This window comes from Thermobispora bispora DSM 43833 (assembly GCF_000092645.1).
GTDB lineage: Bacteria > Actinomycetota > Actinomycetes > Streptosporangiales > Streptosporangiaceae > Thermobispora > Thermobispora bispora.
Genome location: NC_014165.1, coordinates 4139370 through 4154416, shown reverse-complemented (window position 1 = coordinate 4154416; position 15047 = coordinate 4139370). Strand labels below are relative to the sequence as shown.

Here is a 15047-nt window from a genome sequence, read left to right as displayed (position 1 = left end):
CGCCGGGCCGGCGCGCGGCGGCGGGTAGCGTGTGAGGCGACCTCTGTGATGATCAAAACCATGGCCGCTACCGTCCGACGCAGGCTCCCCTGGCTGGGCGTCGTCTGGGTGCTCACCCGGGCGGCGCTCTTCCTGGCGGCGCTCCAGGTGATCCCCGTCGGCCACGAGGGGGCGTTCGAGAACGACGTCACGCTGTACCAGGGCTGGTCGCAGGTCCTGCTCGGCGGTGAGTTCCCGGCCGGCGACGAGAAGTGGCAGTACCCGCCGCTCGCGGCGCTGCCCCTGGTCGCCCCGCACCTCGTCCCCTTCGTGGACTACCGGACCGGCTTCTACCTGATCGCGGTGCTCTGCGACCTCGGCATCGTGCTGCTCATCCGCCGGTTCGAGGGCGGTCCCCGTACCGGGACGTGGGCGTGGACGATCGGCGCCGCGCTGCTCGGGCCGCTGCTCATCTCCCGGTACGACCTCATGGTGACCCTGGTCGCCGTGGCCGCGCTCACCGTCTCGGCCCGCCCGGCGGTGCGCGGCGCGCTCATCGGGGTGGGCCTCGCCATCAAGGTGTGGCCGGTCGCCCTGCTCGCCGGGCTGCGCGACCGATGGGAGCTGCTCCGTACGGCCGGGCCGGCGGTCGCCGTGACCGCCGCGGTCTGCGGCGCGGCCGCCCTGCTCATGCCGAACGCCTTCGACTGGCTCACCGCCCAGCAGGAGCGCGGGCTGCAGGTCGAGTCGCTCGCCGCGACGCCGTTCGCCCTCGCCCGGGCGCTCGGCTGGTGGCCCGGCTACACGACCTACCAGTACGGGGCGATGGAGCTGGTCGGGCCCGGGATCGAGACGGCGACGACGGTGAGCGTCGCCTCGACCTGCCTGGCGCTCACGTTCATCGCCACCTGGTGGGTGGGCGCCAGGCCCACCGCCGTGACCTACTACGACGCCGCGTTCACCGTCGTGCTGCTGCTCGTGCTCACCAGCAGGGTGCTCTCCCCGCAGTACCTGGTCTGGCTGCTCGGGCTCGCCGCCGTGGTCCTCGCGGTGCCGCGCGGCGAATCGAGCCAGCGGCCGGCCGCGTGGCTCGTCCTGCTCGCCGGCCTGCTGACCGGGATCATGTACCCGTGGCTCGAGCAGGACTACAGCTGGACCGGCACCCTCCCCGGCACGCTCGTCCTCACCGCCCGGAACCTCGTGCTCCTCGCCGCCGCGGTGGTGTCGTGCGCCCGGCTCTGGCGGAGCACCTCCCCGTCCGCCGCGGCCGAGGGGGAGCGCGTGGAGATCGGCACCTGACCCCGGGCCGTCACGACGCGGCGAGCAGGCGCTTGCGGAGGAAGGCGATGTCGTCGCGCTGACCGGCCGGCGGCGTCTCCACCACGATCGGGGCGCCGGCCGCGCGGCAGACCTCGACCAGGGCCTCGGGGTCGATCCGCCCCTCGCCGATGTTCGCGTGGCGATCGGCGCCCGAGCCGAAGGCGTCCCGGGAGTCGTTGCAGTGCACCAGGTCGATCCGGCCGGTGATCGCCTTCACCCGGTCGACGAGGCCGGACAGCTCCTCACCGCCCGCGTGGAAGTGGCAGGTGTCGAGGCAGAACCCCACCACGGACGGGTCCGGGGCGCCCGCGGTCACCGCGTCCCAGAGCCGGGCGATGCGGTCGAGCGTCCGCGCCATCGCGTTGCCGCCGCCCGCGGTGTTCTCGATCAGGATCGGGATCGGGCAGGCGATGCGCTCGAAGACCTTGCGCCAGTTGTCGAACCCGGTCTGCGGGTCGTCGCCGGCGGTCACATGCCCGCCGTGGACGACCAGCCCCTTGGCGCCCAGCGCCGCGGCGGCCTCCAGGTGGCGTTCGAGGAGCTTGCGGCTGGGGATCCGGATCCGGTTGTTCGCCGACGCCACGTTGATCACATACGGGGCGTGGATGTAGACGTCGACGCCGGACTCCCGCAGCGCGCCGGCCGTGGCGGGCAGCACCGGCCCCTTCCAGCCCTGCGGATCCCCGAGGAAGAACTGCACGACGTCGGCGTCGAGCTCCGCCGCGTGGGCGAGGGGGTCATCCTGGTCGACGTGGGCTCCGATCCGCAGCCGGTCGCGGCCGTCGTCCATGCCCGCTCCTTCCGTCGTCTCCCATCGCGCCGCCCGGCGTGGCCGGCGGGGTCCCGGCGGCCACACCGCGCCGCCGGCGGCCGCCGTGCCACGCTGGAGCGGGCCGGCGCACCCCGTCCGCGCCCACCTCAGACGTTCGGATCGAAGCCGCCGTGCGCGATCCCGAGAGCGGCCCCGACGAACGCCGCCACCGTGCCGGCGACGATGAACGTGCGCTGGGCGGTCGTCGATGAAATGTACTGCGCGAAGAGCCCGGCGAAGAACCCGATCGCGCCCAGGGCCGAGGCGATCACGTGAGCGCTGACGATGAACCCGAGGACGAACGCGGTGACGCCGATGACGAACACCACGCCGGCCAGGGCGTTCTGCAGGGGCCGCCGGCTGACGGCGAGCCGGGACCGCGGTTCCTCCTTCACCGGCCGTGGATCGAGCCGCATCGTCATCCCCCCCTTTGTCCGCTGCCTACCCCCTCTCCTTTCCCGGTCCACGCGATCGTCACAGTGCTGATAGGGTTAACCGAATGCGTCTGACGTGGGCCGTGGCGGGAGCAGTCCGGCCCCAGTCGCAGGGATCCTCCTGTCACGGCAGGGTGTCGTGACCGCGAAAGTCCGAAGGAGGTTTCGGATCTCTCATGCGCCGTTACGAGATGATGGTCATCCTCGACCCGTCCCTCGATGAGCGCACCGTCGAGCCGTCGCTCGACCAGTTCCTCAGCATCGTCCGCAACGACGGCGGCACCGTGGAGAAGGTGGACGTCTGGGGGCGGCGCAAGCTGGCCTACGACATCGCCAAGCGGTCGGAGGGCATCTACGCCGTCATCGACCTGACCTGCAAGCCGGAGACCGTTCGGGAGCTGGACCGTCAGCTCAACCTCAACGAGAACGTGCTCCGCACCAAGGTCATCCGTCCCGACCTCCACTGACCCGCCGCGATTGTCGGGCGAGCGCCGTACTCTGGCGCTGAACGGGGCCCGACGGGATAGGAAAGGCGAAGCGACCGATGGCAGCAGGCGATACCCAGATAACCATCGTCGGCAACCTCGTCGACGACCCGGAGCTGCGCTTCACCCCCACGGGGCAGGCCGTGGCGCGGTTCCGCGTCGCGTCCACTCCGCGGTACCTCGACCGGCAGACCAACGAGTGGAAGGACGGCGAGGCTCTGTTCCTCACCTGCAACGTGTGGCGGCAGACGGCGGAGAACGTCGCCGAGAGCCTGCAGCGCGGCATGCGGGTGATCGTGCAGGGGCGGCTGCGTCAGCGGTCGTATGAGACCAAGGAAGGTGAGAGGCGGACGGTCTACGAGGTCGAGGTCGATGACGTCGGCCCCTCGCTGCGCAACGCCACCGCCAAGGTGAACAAGACCACCCGGCAGAGCGGCGGCTTCGGGAGCGGCCCCGCGGCCGACCCGTGGGCGACCGCGACGCCGGCTCCGCCGCCGGGCTATGGGTACGGCGGCGGCGGTGGCGCGCAGGACGGCGGATTCGGCGGCGACTTCAGCGACGAGCCCCCGTTCTGACCCGGTCCGGTCGTCCCGCCGGGGTGCACCGGGCCGTGCCGGCGTGAGCGCCGGCCGGTGCTCGGGCGGCGGGCGAGTCCGGCGGGCCGGGGACGCGCGTGATCGACGCTTCGGTCATCCTCCGCATCACTCAACCGATCGACCATTCCCGCGGTACGCGGGGCTCTGAAAGGGAGCACCACGATGGCGAAGACGGCAGTGCGCAAACCGAAGAAGAAGGTTTGCCTCTTCTGTCACGAGAAGATCTCGTACGTCGACTACAAGGACACCGCGCTGCTGCGCAAGTTCATCTCCGACCGCGGCAAGATCCGTGCCCGCCGGGTGACGGGGAACTGCACCCAGCACCAGCGTGACGTGGCCACCGCGATCAAGAACGCCCGCGAGATGGCCCTGCTGCCGTACACCAGCACCTCGCGCTAAGGGAGGAGGACTCAGGACATGAAGCTCATTCTCACCTCTGAGGTCTCCGGCCTTGGCGCGCCCGGTGACGTGGTGGAGGTCAAGGACGGTTACGGCCGCAACTACCTGCTGCCCCGTGGGCTGGCGATCCGCTGGAGCAAGGGCGCCCAGTCCCAGATCGACGCGATCAAGCGGGCCCGGGAGCTGCGCTCCATCCGCGACCGGGAGGCCGCCGAGGAGATCGCCCAGCAGCTCGGCTCGCTCAAGGTGCAGCTGAGGACCCGTGCGGGTGAGTCCGGCCGCCTGTTCGGTTCGGTCACCACCGGTGACATCGCCGAGGCCGTGAAGGCCGCCGGCGGTCCCGAGCTCGACCGGCGCCGCATCATGATCGAGAATCCGATCAAGAGCCTCGGCACCCACCGGGTCACCGTCCGGCTGCACCCGGAGGTCTCGGCCAGCCTCGACATCGAGGTCGTGGCCGCCTGAGGCCCGTTCCCGACGGCCATCTGAGAGGGCCCTTCCCCGCCACGGGGAGGGGCCCTTTCGGTGTCCGCGGGCCGGTTCGCGACGGTCCGTACCGCGCCGGCCGGAGGGGAGGCGGCGAGCGGGCGGCGGGCCGCGTGGGCGGGGGGAAGGAGCCGGGCGGCGCGGGAAGTGGCGGCGGCTCACCAGCACGCCGATCGGCATCGTTGCGCCCGATGCGCCGAGGGACGCGAGGGCGCGCAGGAGCGGCGGGAGCGGCCCGCCCGGCCGCCTGTCTCGCTCGCCGGCCGAGCGGCTGGGGCCTGGGATAATTCCCCCCACGCTGTACCGATAAATTCGGATACCGCTGCTATCCTCCCACTGTTTCTTTGAAATTCGTACTGCTTCACCTGATGGAGGCTGTGATGCGCCGTCCCCCCTTGCTGCTGGCGTTCGGAGCTCTCGCGCTGGCGGCCTCCGCGTGCGCCCCGGCGGAAAGCCCGGCCGCGAACCCCACAGGCACCGTTTCCGCCACCGCCTCCCTGAACTGCGCCAAAGAGGCGCTCCCCGTGAAGAACCCGGGCAAGCTCACCATCGGCACCGACAAGCCCGCCTACGAGCCGTGGTTCAAGAAGGACGACCCCACCAACGGTGAGGGGTTCGAGAGCGCGGTCGCCTACGCGGTCGCCGAGCGGCTCGGCTTCACCAAGGACGAGGTCACCTGGACCGTGGTGCCGTTCGACTCGTCCTTCGCCCCGGGACCCAAGCAGTTCGACTTCGACATCAACCAGATCTCGATCACCGAGGAGCGGAAGAAGGCGGTCGACTTCAGCCAGGGCTACTACACGGTCAAGCAGGCCGTGGTGGCGCTGGAGGGGTCGAAGTTCGCCGCGGCGACCAGCCTCGCCGACCTCAAGGACGCCAAGTTCGGCGTGCAGGCCGGCACCACGGCGCTCCAGGCCGTCCAGCAGGTGATCCAGCCGAACACCGAGCCGAGCGTGTTCAACCAGCAGATCGACGCGATCAACGCGCTGAAGAACAAGCAGATCGACGTGATCGTCGTCGACCTGCCCACCGCGTTCTACGTCACCGCCGCCCAGGTGGAGGGGTCGAAGATCGTCGGCCAGTTCGCGTCGAGCTCGGACGCGCCCGAGGAGTTCGGCCTGCTGTTCGAGAAGGGCAGCCCGCTCGTCCCCTGCGTCGACCAGGCGCTCAGCGAGCTCAAGGCCTCGGGTGAGCTCGCCGCCATCGAGCAGCGCTGGCTGACCGGGGCCGCCGGCGCGCCGGAGCTGAAGTGACCGAGGGGGCGGCCGACGCCGGCTCGTGGGTGAAGAGCGAGCGGCAGCTCCGCAGGGAGGCCGAACGGCGCCGCCAGGCCCGCCGGTCGGCCTCCGTCGCGACCGCTTCCACGCTCCTGGCCGGGATCATCGTGGTGTGGGCCGTCACGGCGTCGCCCGGCTGGCCCCGCGTCCAGGAGACGTTCTTCAGCCCCGCCGCCTTCGCCGCGGCCTTCCCGGACGTGCTCCGGGGCTTCCTGCTCAACATCAAGATCTTCCTCATCGCCGAGCCGCTCATCCTCGTGCTCGGGCTCGCCGTGGCGCTGGTGCGGTCGCTGCGCTCGCCGGTGTTCTTCCCGTTGCGCGCCGTGGCCGTGCTGTACACCGACATCTTCCGCGGCATCCCGACGATCCTGCTCGTCTACCTGGTGGGCTTCGGCATCCCCGCGCTGCAGCTCCAGGGCGCACCGACCGACCCGGTCACCCTCGGGATCATCGCGCTCGTGCTCTCCTACGGCGCGTACGTCGCGGAGGTGTTCCGCTCGGGCATCGAGTCGATCCACCCGAGCCAGCGGGCGGCCGCGCGCTCGCTCGGGCTCACCCACGGGCAGACCATGCGCCACGTGGTGCTGCCGCAGGCGATCCGCCGGGTGATCCCCCCGCTCCTCAACGACTTCGCCTCCCTGCAGAAGGACAGCGCGCTCGTCGCCGTGCTCGGACCGCTGGAGGCGCTGCGGCAGGCCCAGATCCACACCGCGTCGATGTTCAACTACACGCCCTATCTCGCGTCCGCGCTGCTGTTCATCGTGCTCACCGTGCCCATGGCCCGGTTCACCGACCACCTCGCCGAGCGCGCGGCGCGGCGCCAGATGGGAGGCGGCCGGGTATGAGCGTGCTGCGGATCGAGGGGGTCTGGAAGCGCTACCGGGACCACAGCGTGCTGCGCGGGATCGACCTGGAGGTCGCCCCGCACGAGGTGGTCTGCCTGATCGGCGCGTCGGGCTCGGGCAAGTCGACGCTGCTGCGCTGCATCAACCTGCTCGAGACCGTGGACGACGGCGCGATCTACCTGGACGGGGAGGAGATCACCGATCCGCGGGTCGACGCGGACGCGGTACGCCGCCGGATCGGCATGGTCTTCCAGGCGTACAACCTCTTCCCGCACCTCACCGTGCTCGCCAACATCACGCTGGCCCCGCGGAAGGTGCACGGCGTGCCCCGCCGGGAGGCCGAGGACCAGGCGCGAGAGCTGCTCGCGCGGTTCGGGCTCGCGGACAAGGCGCACGAGTACCCGGACCGGCTCTCCGGCGGGCAGCAGCAGCGGGTGGCCATCATCCGGGCGATCGCCACCAAGCCGCGGCTGCTCCTGCTCGACGAGGTCACCTCCGCGCTCGACCCCGTCCTCGTCACCGAGGTGCTCGGCCTCGTCCGGGAGCTGAAGGAGAGCGGGATGACGATGATCATCGCCACCCATGAGATGGGCTTCGCCCGGGAGATCGCCGACACCGTCTGCTTCCTCGACGGCGGGGTGCTGCTGGAGCGCGGCTCCCCGGACCGGATGTTCACCGCGCCGGAGCACCCCCGCACCCGGGACTTCCTCCGGCGGGTGGTCGACGCCGGGCGCCTGTAGCCCGCGGCGGGGACCCGGCCGCGACCGGAGCCCGACCCGATTCCGCCCATCGCGCCGGCCGGTCAGGCCGCGCGGCATCGTGGCCGGCCGTGCGGGAGCGCTCGCGCCGGCCGCCGGGGCGGGGGAGGAACACCGCGCCGCGCCCCGGCGGCGAGCGGCGCGGCCGACGGCCGTGCCGTGCCGCCCCGGTCCGCGAAGCCTCCGCCGGTGCGGCACCGGAGGTCACCGGGCACGGGCCGGTGATGGCGCGGTGGCCCGCCTCAGCCGGCGCGGAGCCGGAGGTCACGCGCCGGACCCGCGGTCGGCCGTCGCGGGGGTGCCGGCCCCGGTTACCATCCAGGCCGTGCCGTACGCCCGGGTGCCGAGGGTGAGCGCCCGCGCCGCCATCCACACGCCGAAGGCGATCCACAGGGCGAAGAGGCTCCCGGCGAGCAGGGCGAACGGGAGGAAGGCGAGCGTGGCGGCGAGCTGGGCCCAGGCGAGATAGCGCTGGTCGCCGGCGCCGATCAGCACCCCGTCGAGCACGAAGACCACGCCCGCGATCGGCTGGAAGAGCGCGACCAGCCAGAGCACCGAGGCGAGCTCGGCGGCGACGGCCTGGTCGGCGTCGAAGATCCCGGGGATGACCGGCCGGAGCAGCACGATGGCGATCCCGAAGACCACGCCGCAGCCGATGCCCCAGGTCACCATGCGGGTGGTGGCGGCGCGGGTGGCCGCGGTGTCACCGGCGCCGAGCGTGCGGCCGATGATCGCCTGCCCGGCGATGGCGATCGAGTCGTGGGCGAACGCGAGGAAGGTCCAGATCCGCGCCGCGATGGTGTGCGCCTCGATCTGCGCGTCGCCCATCCGCGTGGCGAGCGAGGCGGTGATGAGCAGCGTGGCCTGCAGGCTGACCGTGCGGATGAACAGGGCGAAGCCGGCGCCGCCCGCGGAGCGCAGCCCCGCGGGGTCGGGGCGGAGCGAGGTTCCGTGCCGCCGGGCGGCGCGGACCACCAGGACGAGGTAGACGGCGGCCGAGAGGACCTGGGCGATGACGGTGCCCGCGGCCGACCCGGCGATGCCCCAGCCGAGCCCGAGGACGAACCACGCGTTGAGCAGGGCGTTGAGCGTGAACGCGCTCACCGAGATGACCAGCGGGGTGCGGGTGTCCTGCAGCCCGCGCAGCACCCCGGTGCCGGCGAGCACCAGCAGCATGGCGGGCACGCCGAACAGGCTGACCCGGAGATAGGTGACGGCCAGCGTGGCGAGCGTGCCCTCGGCTCCGAACACATGTACGATTGATGGCGCCAACGGCCAGCATACGGCGCTGATGGTGACGCCGATCACGGCCGCCAGCCATAGGCCGTCGATGCCCCGGCGCATCGCCTGCGCGAGGTTCCCGCTGCCGAGCTGCCTCGCCACGGCCGCGGTGGTGCCGTACGCGAGGAAGACGCAGAGGCCGACCAGCGCGGCGAGCACCGTGCCGGCCAGCCCGAGCGCGCCGAGCGCCGGATCGGGGAGGTGGCCGACGATGACGGAGTCGGTGAGCAGGAAGAGCGGCTCGGCGACCAGGGCGCCGAAGGCGGGTACGGCCAGCCGGAGGATCTCCCGGTCGCTGACTCGGCTCGAACGGTCGCGCCGGCCGGTCTCGGTCGTGTGTGACATGGCCCCCTTCTGTTTCACGTCGCCCTGCCCGGCCGGCATGGGCGCTGAGGAGAACTTTATTTGTTCCACAGCACGTGGACAGAACTTTCCCAGCTCAGCAGGGCTTCTGGGGGTGGAGGCCGGCGTTTTCCACAGGGTCGTCCCCAGGCTTCCCACACGTCGTGGCCGGCGTCTGCACACGTTATCCACAGCACTGTCGACAGATCGAGTTGCCCTGACCGAGGTGTGAGACGAAACTTGCGCTCCGAATTGAGGTCGGTGGTGCTGCTGGGCAAGGGGGTGCCGAGTGAGCGTTCTCGATTTTCCGGCAGGACCCGGGGGATCGAACTCGATCTTTGAGCGGACGCCGCCGCACAACATCGAGGCCGAGCAGTCGGTGCTCGGCGGCATGCTCCTCTCCAAGGACGCCATCGCCGACGTGATCGAGGTGCTCCGCTCGGAGGACTTCTACCGGCCCGCCCACCAGATCATCTACGACGTGATCATCGACCTCTACGGCCGGGGCGAACCGGCCGACTCGGTCACGGTCTTCGATGAGCTGCAGAAGCGCGGCGAGGTCGCCCGGGTCGGCGGCGGCGCCTACCTGCACACCCTCACCGCCACCGTGCCCACCGCCGCCAACGCCGGGTACTACGCGAAGATCGTCAAAGAGCAGGCCATCCTCCGGCGGCTGATCGAGGCCGGCACCCGGATCGTCTCCTACGGGTACGGCGGGACCGGCGAGGACGTCGACGACCTCGTCGACCGGGCCCAGGCCGAGCTGTTCAAGGTCACCGAGCGCCGCACCAGCGAGGACTACCTCCCGCTCTCCGAGATCATGCCCGGCGCCCTGGACGAGATCGAGGCCATCAGCAGCCGCAACGGCCAGCTCGTCGGGGTTCCGACCGGGTTCCAGGACCTCGACGCCCTCACCAACGGGCTCCACCCCGGGCAGATGATCGTCATCGCGGCGCGCCCCGCCATCGGCAAGTCCACGCTGGGGCTGGACTTCGCCCGGTCCGCGGCGATCAAGCACGGCCTCACCACGGTGATCTTCTCGCTGGAGATGTCCCGCAACGAGATCACCATGCGGCTGCTCTCCGCCGAGGCCCGGGTGCCGCTCCACACCATGCGCTCCGGGATGATGAGCGACGAGGACTGGACCCGCATGGCCCGCCGGATGGGCGAGGTCGCCAACGCCCCGCTCTTCATCGACGACTCCCCGAACATGTCGATGATGGAGATCCGGGCCAAGTGCCGTCGGCTCAAGCAGCGGCACGACCTCAGGTTCGTGATCGTCGACTACCTCCAGCTGATGAGCTCGAACAAGAAGCACGAGAGCCGCCAGCAGGAGGTCTCGGAGATCTCCCGGGCGCTCAAGCTCCTCGCCAAGGAGCTCGAGGTCCCCGTCGTCGCGATCTCCCAGCTCAACCGGGGTCCGGAGCAGCGCCAGGACAAGCGCCCGCAGATCTCCGACCTGCGGGAGTCGGGGTCGATCGAGCAGGACGCGGACGTGGTGATCCTGCTCCACCGGGAGGACGCCTACGAGCCGGAGTCGCCGCGGGCCGGGGAGGCCGACCTGATCGTCGCCAAGCACCGCAACGGCCCGACCGCCACCGTCACCGTCGCCTTCCAGGGGCACTACAGCCGCTTCGTCGACATGGCGCACTAGCGCGCCGGGTCTCGCCAGGTCGGCGCGCCGTCCTCGGGCCCGCCGTACCGGCCGGGGAGGTCACCGCGCCCGCCGCCGGTGAGCGGTGGTACGGCTCCGCCCGCCGGGGAAACGCGCGCCGCGAAGGGACGGACGCGGCCCATGCCGGGACGGCGCCGGCGGGTCCGCACGCCGGACCGCCGGGAGATCGGTGTCGTGCCGGCCTGTCCTCCGCCGAGGACCGTCCGCGGGAGTGCCGGTCGCGTCACGGGGATGCGACGCACCGGGATGACCGGGCCCGCCGCACACCCGGAAGCCGGCCGTACCCGGGGACCGGCCGATGGGGTGCCCCGGATCACTCGGCGGTGGCGCGGTCGTAGCGCGCCCGCGCGGCCCGGATGTCGTCGCGGTGCGCGATGGCCCACTCGTTCAGCGCGGTGAGCGGGGCGAGCAGCGTCCGGCCCAGCGGTGTCAGCTCATAGTCGACCCGGGGTGGTACGCTCGCGTGCACGGTGCGCCGGACCAGCCCGTCGCGTTCGAGCTGCCGCAACGTCAGGGTGAGCATGCGCTGGCTGATCCCCTCGATGCCGCGGTGCAGCTCGCCGAACCGGTGCGGGCGCCGGCCGAGCAGCACGATGACGAGCACGCTCCACTTGTCGGCCACCCGGTCGAGCACCTCGCGGACGGGGCAGTCCTCGACCTCGGCGGGCGGATCCGGCCGCGTGTCCGGCATCGCGGTGCCTCCCTTCACTGGGCTGGGATACTTACGTGTCGTTCTGTTACGCACAATAAGTAACCAGGAGGCGTGATGGACACCCCACGGCAGCCGGCCGAGCGGTCCTCGCCGTCCACGCCGGACGGCACCGGCCGCGACGAGCACGCCACGCCGTACCCGGCGGCGCCGGGCCTGGTGATGCCGGGCACCGAGGACGCGCCGGTGTGCTCGGACGGGACCTGCTGGTGAGCGCGGAGGGATCGATGCGGATCGACGTATGGTCGGACATCGTGTGCCCCTGGTGCTACCTCGGCAAACGGCGGCTGGAGCGGGCGCTGGCCGAGTTCGAGCACGCCGACCGGGTCGAGGTGGTGTGGCGCAGCTTCCAGCTCGATCCGGGCTACCCCGTGGGCACCCGGGAGCCGGTGTACCAGTCCCTCGCCAAGAAGATGGGGCTCCCGCTCAAGCAGGTCCGCGCGATGACCGACCGGGTGAAGGCGCTCGCGGCGGAGGAAGGGCTCGCCTACGACTTCGACCGGGCGGTCATGGTCAACACTTTCGCCGCCCACCGGCTCACCCACCTGGCCAAGGCGCACGGCCTCGGCGCGGAGATGCACGAGCGGCTCATGCGCGCCCAGCTCTGCGAGGGCAGGGTGCTCGACGACCCCGAGACGCTCGCCGAGCTCGCCGCGGAGGTCGGCGTCCCGGCCGACGAGGCGCGCCGCGTGCTCGCCGGTGACGAGTACACGCGGGAGGTCGAGGAGGACATCCGGCAGGCCCGGGAGCTCGGCGTGACCGGGGTGCCGTTCTTCGTGTTCGACAACGCCTACGGCATCGCGGGCGCGCAGAGCTCCGAGATGCTCCTCCAGGCGCTCCGCACGGTCCACGGCAACGCCACCGCCGGCACCACCGCCACCCCGGCCTAGCGCGGCCGCACGCCGGCCGTACCACCGCCGCAGGGCCGTTGCCCGGACGGCGGCGCCGAGGCGGCGACGGGGAGGACGAGCGCGCTCAGCCGGTCCGGACGGCCAGCCGCTCGGCGAGGATGCCGGCCCGGGCGAGCTGGACCCGGCGCGCCTGACCCGCGGCGAACCGCGTCAGGAACCAGGGGGCGGTCAGCTCCAGCCGATCCTCCACCCGGGTCCCGCCGTCCTCAGGCGACAGGTCGAACCGGTAGCGCATCCGGACGCGGCCCGGGCTGCGCACCTCCCCGTACACGGCGAGCCCGTCGGTGCGCAGGGTGACCGCGATCGGGTTGTCGTAGCGGAACGGGCCGAAGGCGAAGCGCTCGATCGAGGTATACCGGACCACGTCCGGGTCGGAGCGATCGACGTCCCGGACGGCCACCACCAGGGGAGACAGCCCCACGTAGCTCTCGGGTGTGGCGAGGTGGTCGAAGACCTCCTTCGGATCCGCGGCGACATGGAACGTGTTGACCAGCACCCTCGTCGGCACCGGGCCTCCCCGAAAATCGGTCCGAAAATCCGGTTTTTCTCGGTCCGAATTGTGGCAGAGCGCGTTAACCGGCCGGCCGCCTTACGATCACGAACCGGTGTCGCGAAGGTCCTGGACTCCTGAGGCGTCCGCACGCCGGGACCGGGATCCCGGCACGCCCGCCGTCACTCCCAGCGGAACATGCGCGCCGCGGCGAGACCGGCGGCCACGGCCCAACCGGCCGCCACGGCGAGGTGGAACGCCTCCGGCGGGTGACCGGCGAACGCGTCCGTGAAGAGCTGCCCGAGCGCCCCGGTGGGGGTGAGATCGCTGATCCGGCGCAGCACCTCCGGCATGAGCCGCCGGGGCAGCCACATGCCCGCGAAGAACAGCAGCGGGAACATCGCCGCCGAACCCGCCCCCTGGACCACCCGGGAGTTCGGCGCCACCGCGGCGAGCCACAGCCCCAGGGCGAACAGGGTCAGCGCGCCGAGCAGGTAGCTCCCGGCGAACGCGCCGAGCGCCCGCGGGTAGGGCACGCCGAGGACCGCGTTGCCCAGCACCAGGATGAGCGCCACCGAGACGACCGAAACGGCGAAATAGATCACGAGCTGGGCGGCGAGCAGCGTGCCCGGCCGTACCGGGGTGGTGGACATCCGGCGCAGCACGCCCCGCTCCCGGTAGACCACCAGGGCCGTCGGCAGGGTGCTGAGCGCGAGCGTCACCACCGTCAGCAGGGTCATCATCGCGGGAAGCTGCACGTCCACCACCCGGTTGCCGCCGAGCGCGGGGACCGGCTCCCGGAAGCCCGGGATCGTGGCGCCGAGGGCCAGCAGCAGGGCCACGGGGAGGAAGACGGCGAAGAACACCGCGGCGGGTTCGCGGAGGAAGAGCCTGGCCTCGACGGCGATCAGCCGGGCGAGGGGGAGGCGGGTCGTCATGAGCGGCTCCAGGTCAGCGGAGGCGCCGGGCGGTCCCGGCGCGGCGTCGGAAGGGCCGGTCCGGTGCCGGGTGGCCCGGCCGGGTGGGCCGTTCCCGGGCTCGGGGATCGGCCCGGTGAACGGGCATCGGTGCCGGGCGGCACCCCGGCTCTGTGCGCGGGCGGCGCCGTGGCCCGGGGGCAAAGGTGGTGCCGTATCCGGGTGCGAGGGGCGGTGCCGTGGCCCGGTGAGCCCGGTGAGCAGGTGGTGCCGTGGCCCGGTGCGCAGGCAGCGCCGTGCCCGGGTGCGGGGGCGGTGCCGTCGCCCCGGCGCGCGCGAGGCGCCACGGACCGGCGGCGGTGGCGCCGGCCCGGTCGAAGGCCGCGCTACGGCCGTTCGGCCGGCGGCTGGCCGGTCAGCGCGAGGAAGGCGTCGTCGAGGGAGGCCCGCTCCACCCGGAGGCCGGAGATCCGGGAGGCGGGCAGCCGGGTCAGCACCGCGGCGGGCAGGTCGCCGGCGCCGGTGACGGTAACCTCGTCACCGGCGCTGGTCACCGACGTGACCTCGGGCAGGTCCCGCAGGCCGTCGATCGGCTCGGACGTGCGGAACACGAGCCGCTGCCCGAGCCCCGCCCGGGCGATCAGCCCGGCCGGGGTGTCCACCGCGCGCACCCGTCCCGCGTGGAGCAGGGCGACCCGGTCGCAGAGCCGCTCGACCTCCGCCATGAAGTGGGTGACGAGCAGCACGGTGACCCCCCGCGCCCGGATGCGCTCGATCAGGTCCCAGGTCTCCCGGCGCGCCCGTGGGTCGAGGCCCGTGGTGAGCTCGTCCAGGATGGCGATCTTCGGGTCGCCCACCAGGGCGAGCGCGATCGACAGCCGCTGGCGCTGCCCGCCGGAGAGCTTCGCGAACGGCGCGTCCGGGTCGAGGCCGGTCTCGTCGAGCAGCCGGCCGAGGTCGGCGGGCCGGGCGTAGAACGAGGCGAAGAGCCCGAGCGCCTCCCGGACCCGGATCTTGTCGGGCAGCGAGCAGTCCTGCAGCTGGACCCCGACCTCCTCCTTCAGGTCGGCGTCCACCCGGATCGTGCCCGACGTGGGGGTGCGCAGCCCGGCGATGCACTCGACCGTCGTCGTCTTGCCCGCGCCGTTCCGGCCGACGATCCCGAAGATCTCGCCCTCGTCCACGGAGAACGAGACGTCCTCGACCGCCACCCGATCGCCGTACGCCTTGTGCAGGTGGTCCACCGTGATGATCGCCATGCCTCGACGCTAGGCGGGCCGGGGCGGCGGCGGAATGCGGCTGGGCGCCCATCCGGGGTGGAGTCATCTCCAC

The 15047-nt window shown here is 72.2% G+C and carries 18 protein-coding genes; 11 read left to right on the top strand and 7 right to left on the bottom strand.

What is annotated here, in order from left to right:
• The first annotated feature begins 60 nt into the window (after positions 1 to 60).
• A complete protein-coding gene (locus TBIS_RS17775; protein WP_050760586.1) occupies positions 61 to 1278 on the top strand; it encodes a glycosyltransferase family 87 protein in 1218 nt (405 codons plus the stop codon).
• A gap of 10 nt (positions 1279 to 1288) precedes the next feature.
• Here TBIS_RS17775 and TBIS_RS17770 read toward each other — a convergent pair whose 3' ends face one another.
• The gene (locus TBIS_RS17770; RefSeq protein ID WP_013133784.1) at positions 1289 to 2089 is read right to left on the bottom strand and encodes a deoxyribonuclease IV; all 801 of its coding nucleotides are present in this window, start codon (positions 2087 to 2089) and stop codon (positions 1289 to 1291) included.
• 128 nt (positions 2090 to 2217) lie between these two features.
• Positions 2218 to 2526: a hypothetical protein gene (locus tag TBIS_RS17765; RefSeq protein WP_013133783.1), complete on the bottom strand. Its 309-nt coding sequence runs from the start codon at positions 2524 to 2526 to the stop codon at positions 2218 to 2220.
• Positions 2527 to 2720: 194 nt separating this feature from the next.
• Between TBIS_RS17765 and rpsF the strand changes: the two genes are divergently transcribed.
• From rpsF to TBIS_RS17730, 7 genes are all read left to right on the top strand, one after another.
• On the top strand, positions 2721 to 3011 hold the full coding sequence (rpsF, locus tag TBIS_RS17760) for a 30S ribosomal protein S6 (RefSeq protein WP_013133782.1): 291 nt from the start codon (positions 2721 to 2723) through the stop codon (positions 3009 to 3011).
• A 77-nt stretch (positions 3012 to 3088) separates the two neighbouring features.
• Entirely contained in the window at positions 3089 to 3604 is a 516-nt protein-coding gene (locus tag TBIS_RS17755; RefSeq protein ID WP_013133781.1) for a single-stranded DNA-binding protein, read from the top strand.
• Between the two features lie 183 nt (positions 3605 to 3787).
• Entirely contained in the window at positions 3788 to 4024 is a 237-nt protein-coding gene (gene rpsR / locus TBIS_RS17750) for a 30S ribosomal protein S18 (RefSeq protein ID WP_013133780.1), read from the top strand.
• A gap of 18 nt (positions 4025 to 4042) precedes the next feature.
• Positions 4043 to 4489, top strand: a complete 447-nt coding sequence (gene rplI, locus TBIS_RS17745) for a 50S ribosomal protein L9 (RefSeq protein WP_013133779.1) — start codon at positions 4043 to 4045, stop codon at positions 4487 to 4489.
• Between the two features lie 401 nt (positions 4490 to 4890).
• Positions 4891 to 5763: an ABC transporter substrate-binding protein gene (locus TBIS_RS17740; protein WP_013133778.1), complete on the top strand. Its 873-nt coding sequence runs from the start codon at positions 4891 to 4893 to the stop codon at positions 5761 to 5763.
• Positions 5760 to 6632 carry an amino acid ABC transporter permease gene (locus TBIS_RS17735; RefSeq protein WP_013133777.1) on the top strand — a complete coding sequence of 291 codons (873 nt, stop codon included), beginning with the start codon at positions 5760 to 5762 and terminating at the stop codon, positions 6630 to 6632. Before TBIS_RS17740 ends, TBIS_RS17735 begins: the two co-directional genes overlap by 4 nt.
• Positions 6629 to 7372: an amino acid ABC transporter ATP-binding protein gene (locus TBIS_RS17730; RefSeq protein WP_013133776.1), complete on the top strand. Its 744-nt coding sequence runs from the start codon at positions 6629 to 6631 to the stop codon at positions 7370 to 7372. The genes TBIS_RS17735 and TBIS_RS17730 overlap by 4 nt, the downstream gene beginning before the upstream one ends.
• 282 nt (positions 7373 to 7654) lie before the next feature.
• Here the strand turns inward: TBIS_RS17730 and TBIS_RS17725 are convergent, their stop codons facing one another.
• Positions 7655 to 9016, bottom strand: coding sequence for an MATE family efflux transporter (locus TBIS_RS17725; RefSeq protein WP_050760730.1), 1362 nt, complete (start codon positions 9014 to 9016; stop codon positions 7655 to 7657).
• Positions 9017 to 9302: 286 nt separating this feature from the next.
• Between TBIS_RS17725 and dnaB the strand changes: the two genes are divergently transcribed.
• Positions 9303 to 10667 (top strand): replicative DNA helicase, encoded by a 1365-nt coding sequence (dnaB, locus tag TBIS_RS17720; RefSeq protein WP_013133774.1) that lies wholly within the window; start codon positions 9303 to 9305, stop codon positions 10665 to 10667.
• A 334-nt stretch (positions 10668 to 11001) separates the two neighbouring features.
• Here dnaB and TBIS_RS17715 read toward each other — a convergent pair whose 3' ends face one another.
• Positions 11002 to 11379 carry a winged helix-turn-helix transcriptional regulator gene (locus TBIS_RS17715; RefSeq protein WP_013133773.1) on the bottom strand — a complete coding sequence of 126 codons (378 nt, stop codon included), beginning with the start codon at positions 11377 to 11379 and terminating at the stop codon, positions 11002 to 11004.
• 75 nt (positions 11380 to 11454) lie between these two features.
• Here TBIS_RS17715 and TBIS_RS19470 point away from each other — a divergent pair, with 75 nt between their 5' ends.
• Together TBIS_RS19470 and TBIS_RS17710 are read left to right on the top strand one after the other, a co-directional pair.
• Positions 11455 to 11610, top strand: a complete 156-nt coding sequence (locus tag TBIS_RS19470) for a hypothetical protein (protein WP_013133772.1) — start codon at positions 11455 to 11457, stop codon at positions 11608 to 11610.
• A gap of 14 nt (positions 11611 to 11624) precedes the next feature.
• Positions 11625 to 12287: a DsbA family oxidoreductase gene (locus TBIS_RS17710; RefSeq protein WP_013133771.1), complete on the top strand. Its 663-nt coding sequence runs from the start codon at positions 11625 to 11627 to the stop codon at positions 12285 to 12287.
• 85 nt (positions 12288 to 12372) lie between these two features.
• Here TBIS_RS17710 and TBIS_RS17705 read toward each other — a convergent pair whose 3' ends face one another.
• The 3 genes from TBIS_RS17705 to TBIS_RS17695 all read right to left on the bottom strand — a co-directional run bounded on the left by TBIS_RS17705 (position 12373) and on the right by TBIS_RS17695 (position 14974).
• Positions 12373 to 12816 carry an SRPBCC family protein gene (locus TBIS_RS17705; RefSeq protein WP_013133770.1) on the bottom strand — a complete coding sequence of 148 codons (444 nt, stop codon included), beginning with the start codon at positions 12814 to 12816 and terminating at the stop codon, positions 12373 to 12375.
• Positions 12817 to 12980: 164 nt separating this feature from the next.
• Entirely contained in the window at positions 12981 to 13736 is a 756-nt protein-coding gene (locus TBIS_RS17700; RefSeq protein WP_013133769.1) for an ABC transporter permease, read from the bottom strand.
• A gap of 365 nt (positions 13737 to 14101) precedes the next feature.
• Positions 14102 to 14974 (bottom strand): ABC transporter ATP-binding protein, encoded by an 873-nt coding sequence (locus tag TBIS_RS17695; RefSeq protein ID WP_013133768.1) that lies wholly within the window; start codon positions 14972 to 14974, stop codon positions 14102 to 14104.
• Positions 14975 to 15047 lie beyond the last annotated feature (73 nt).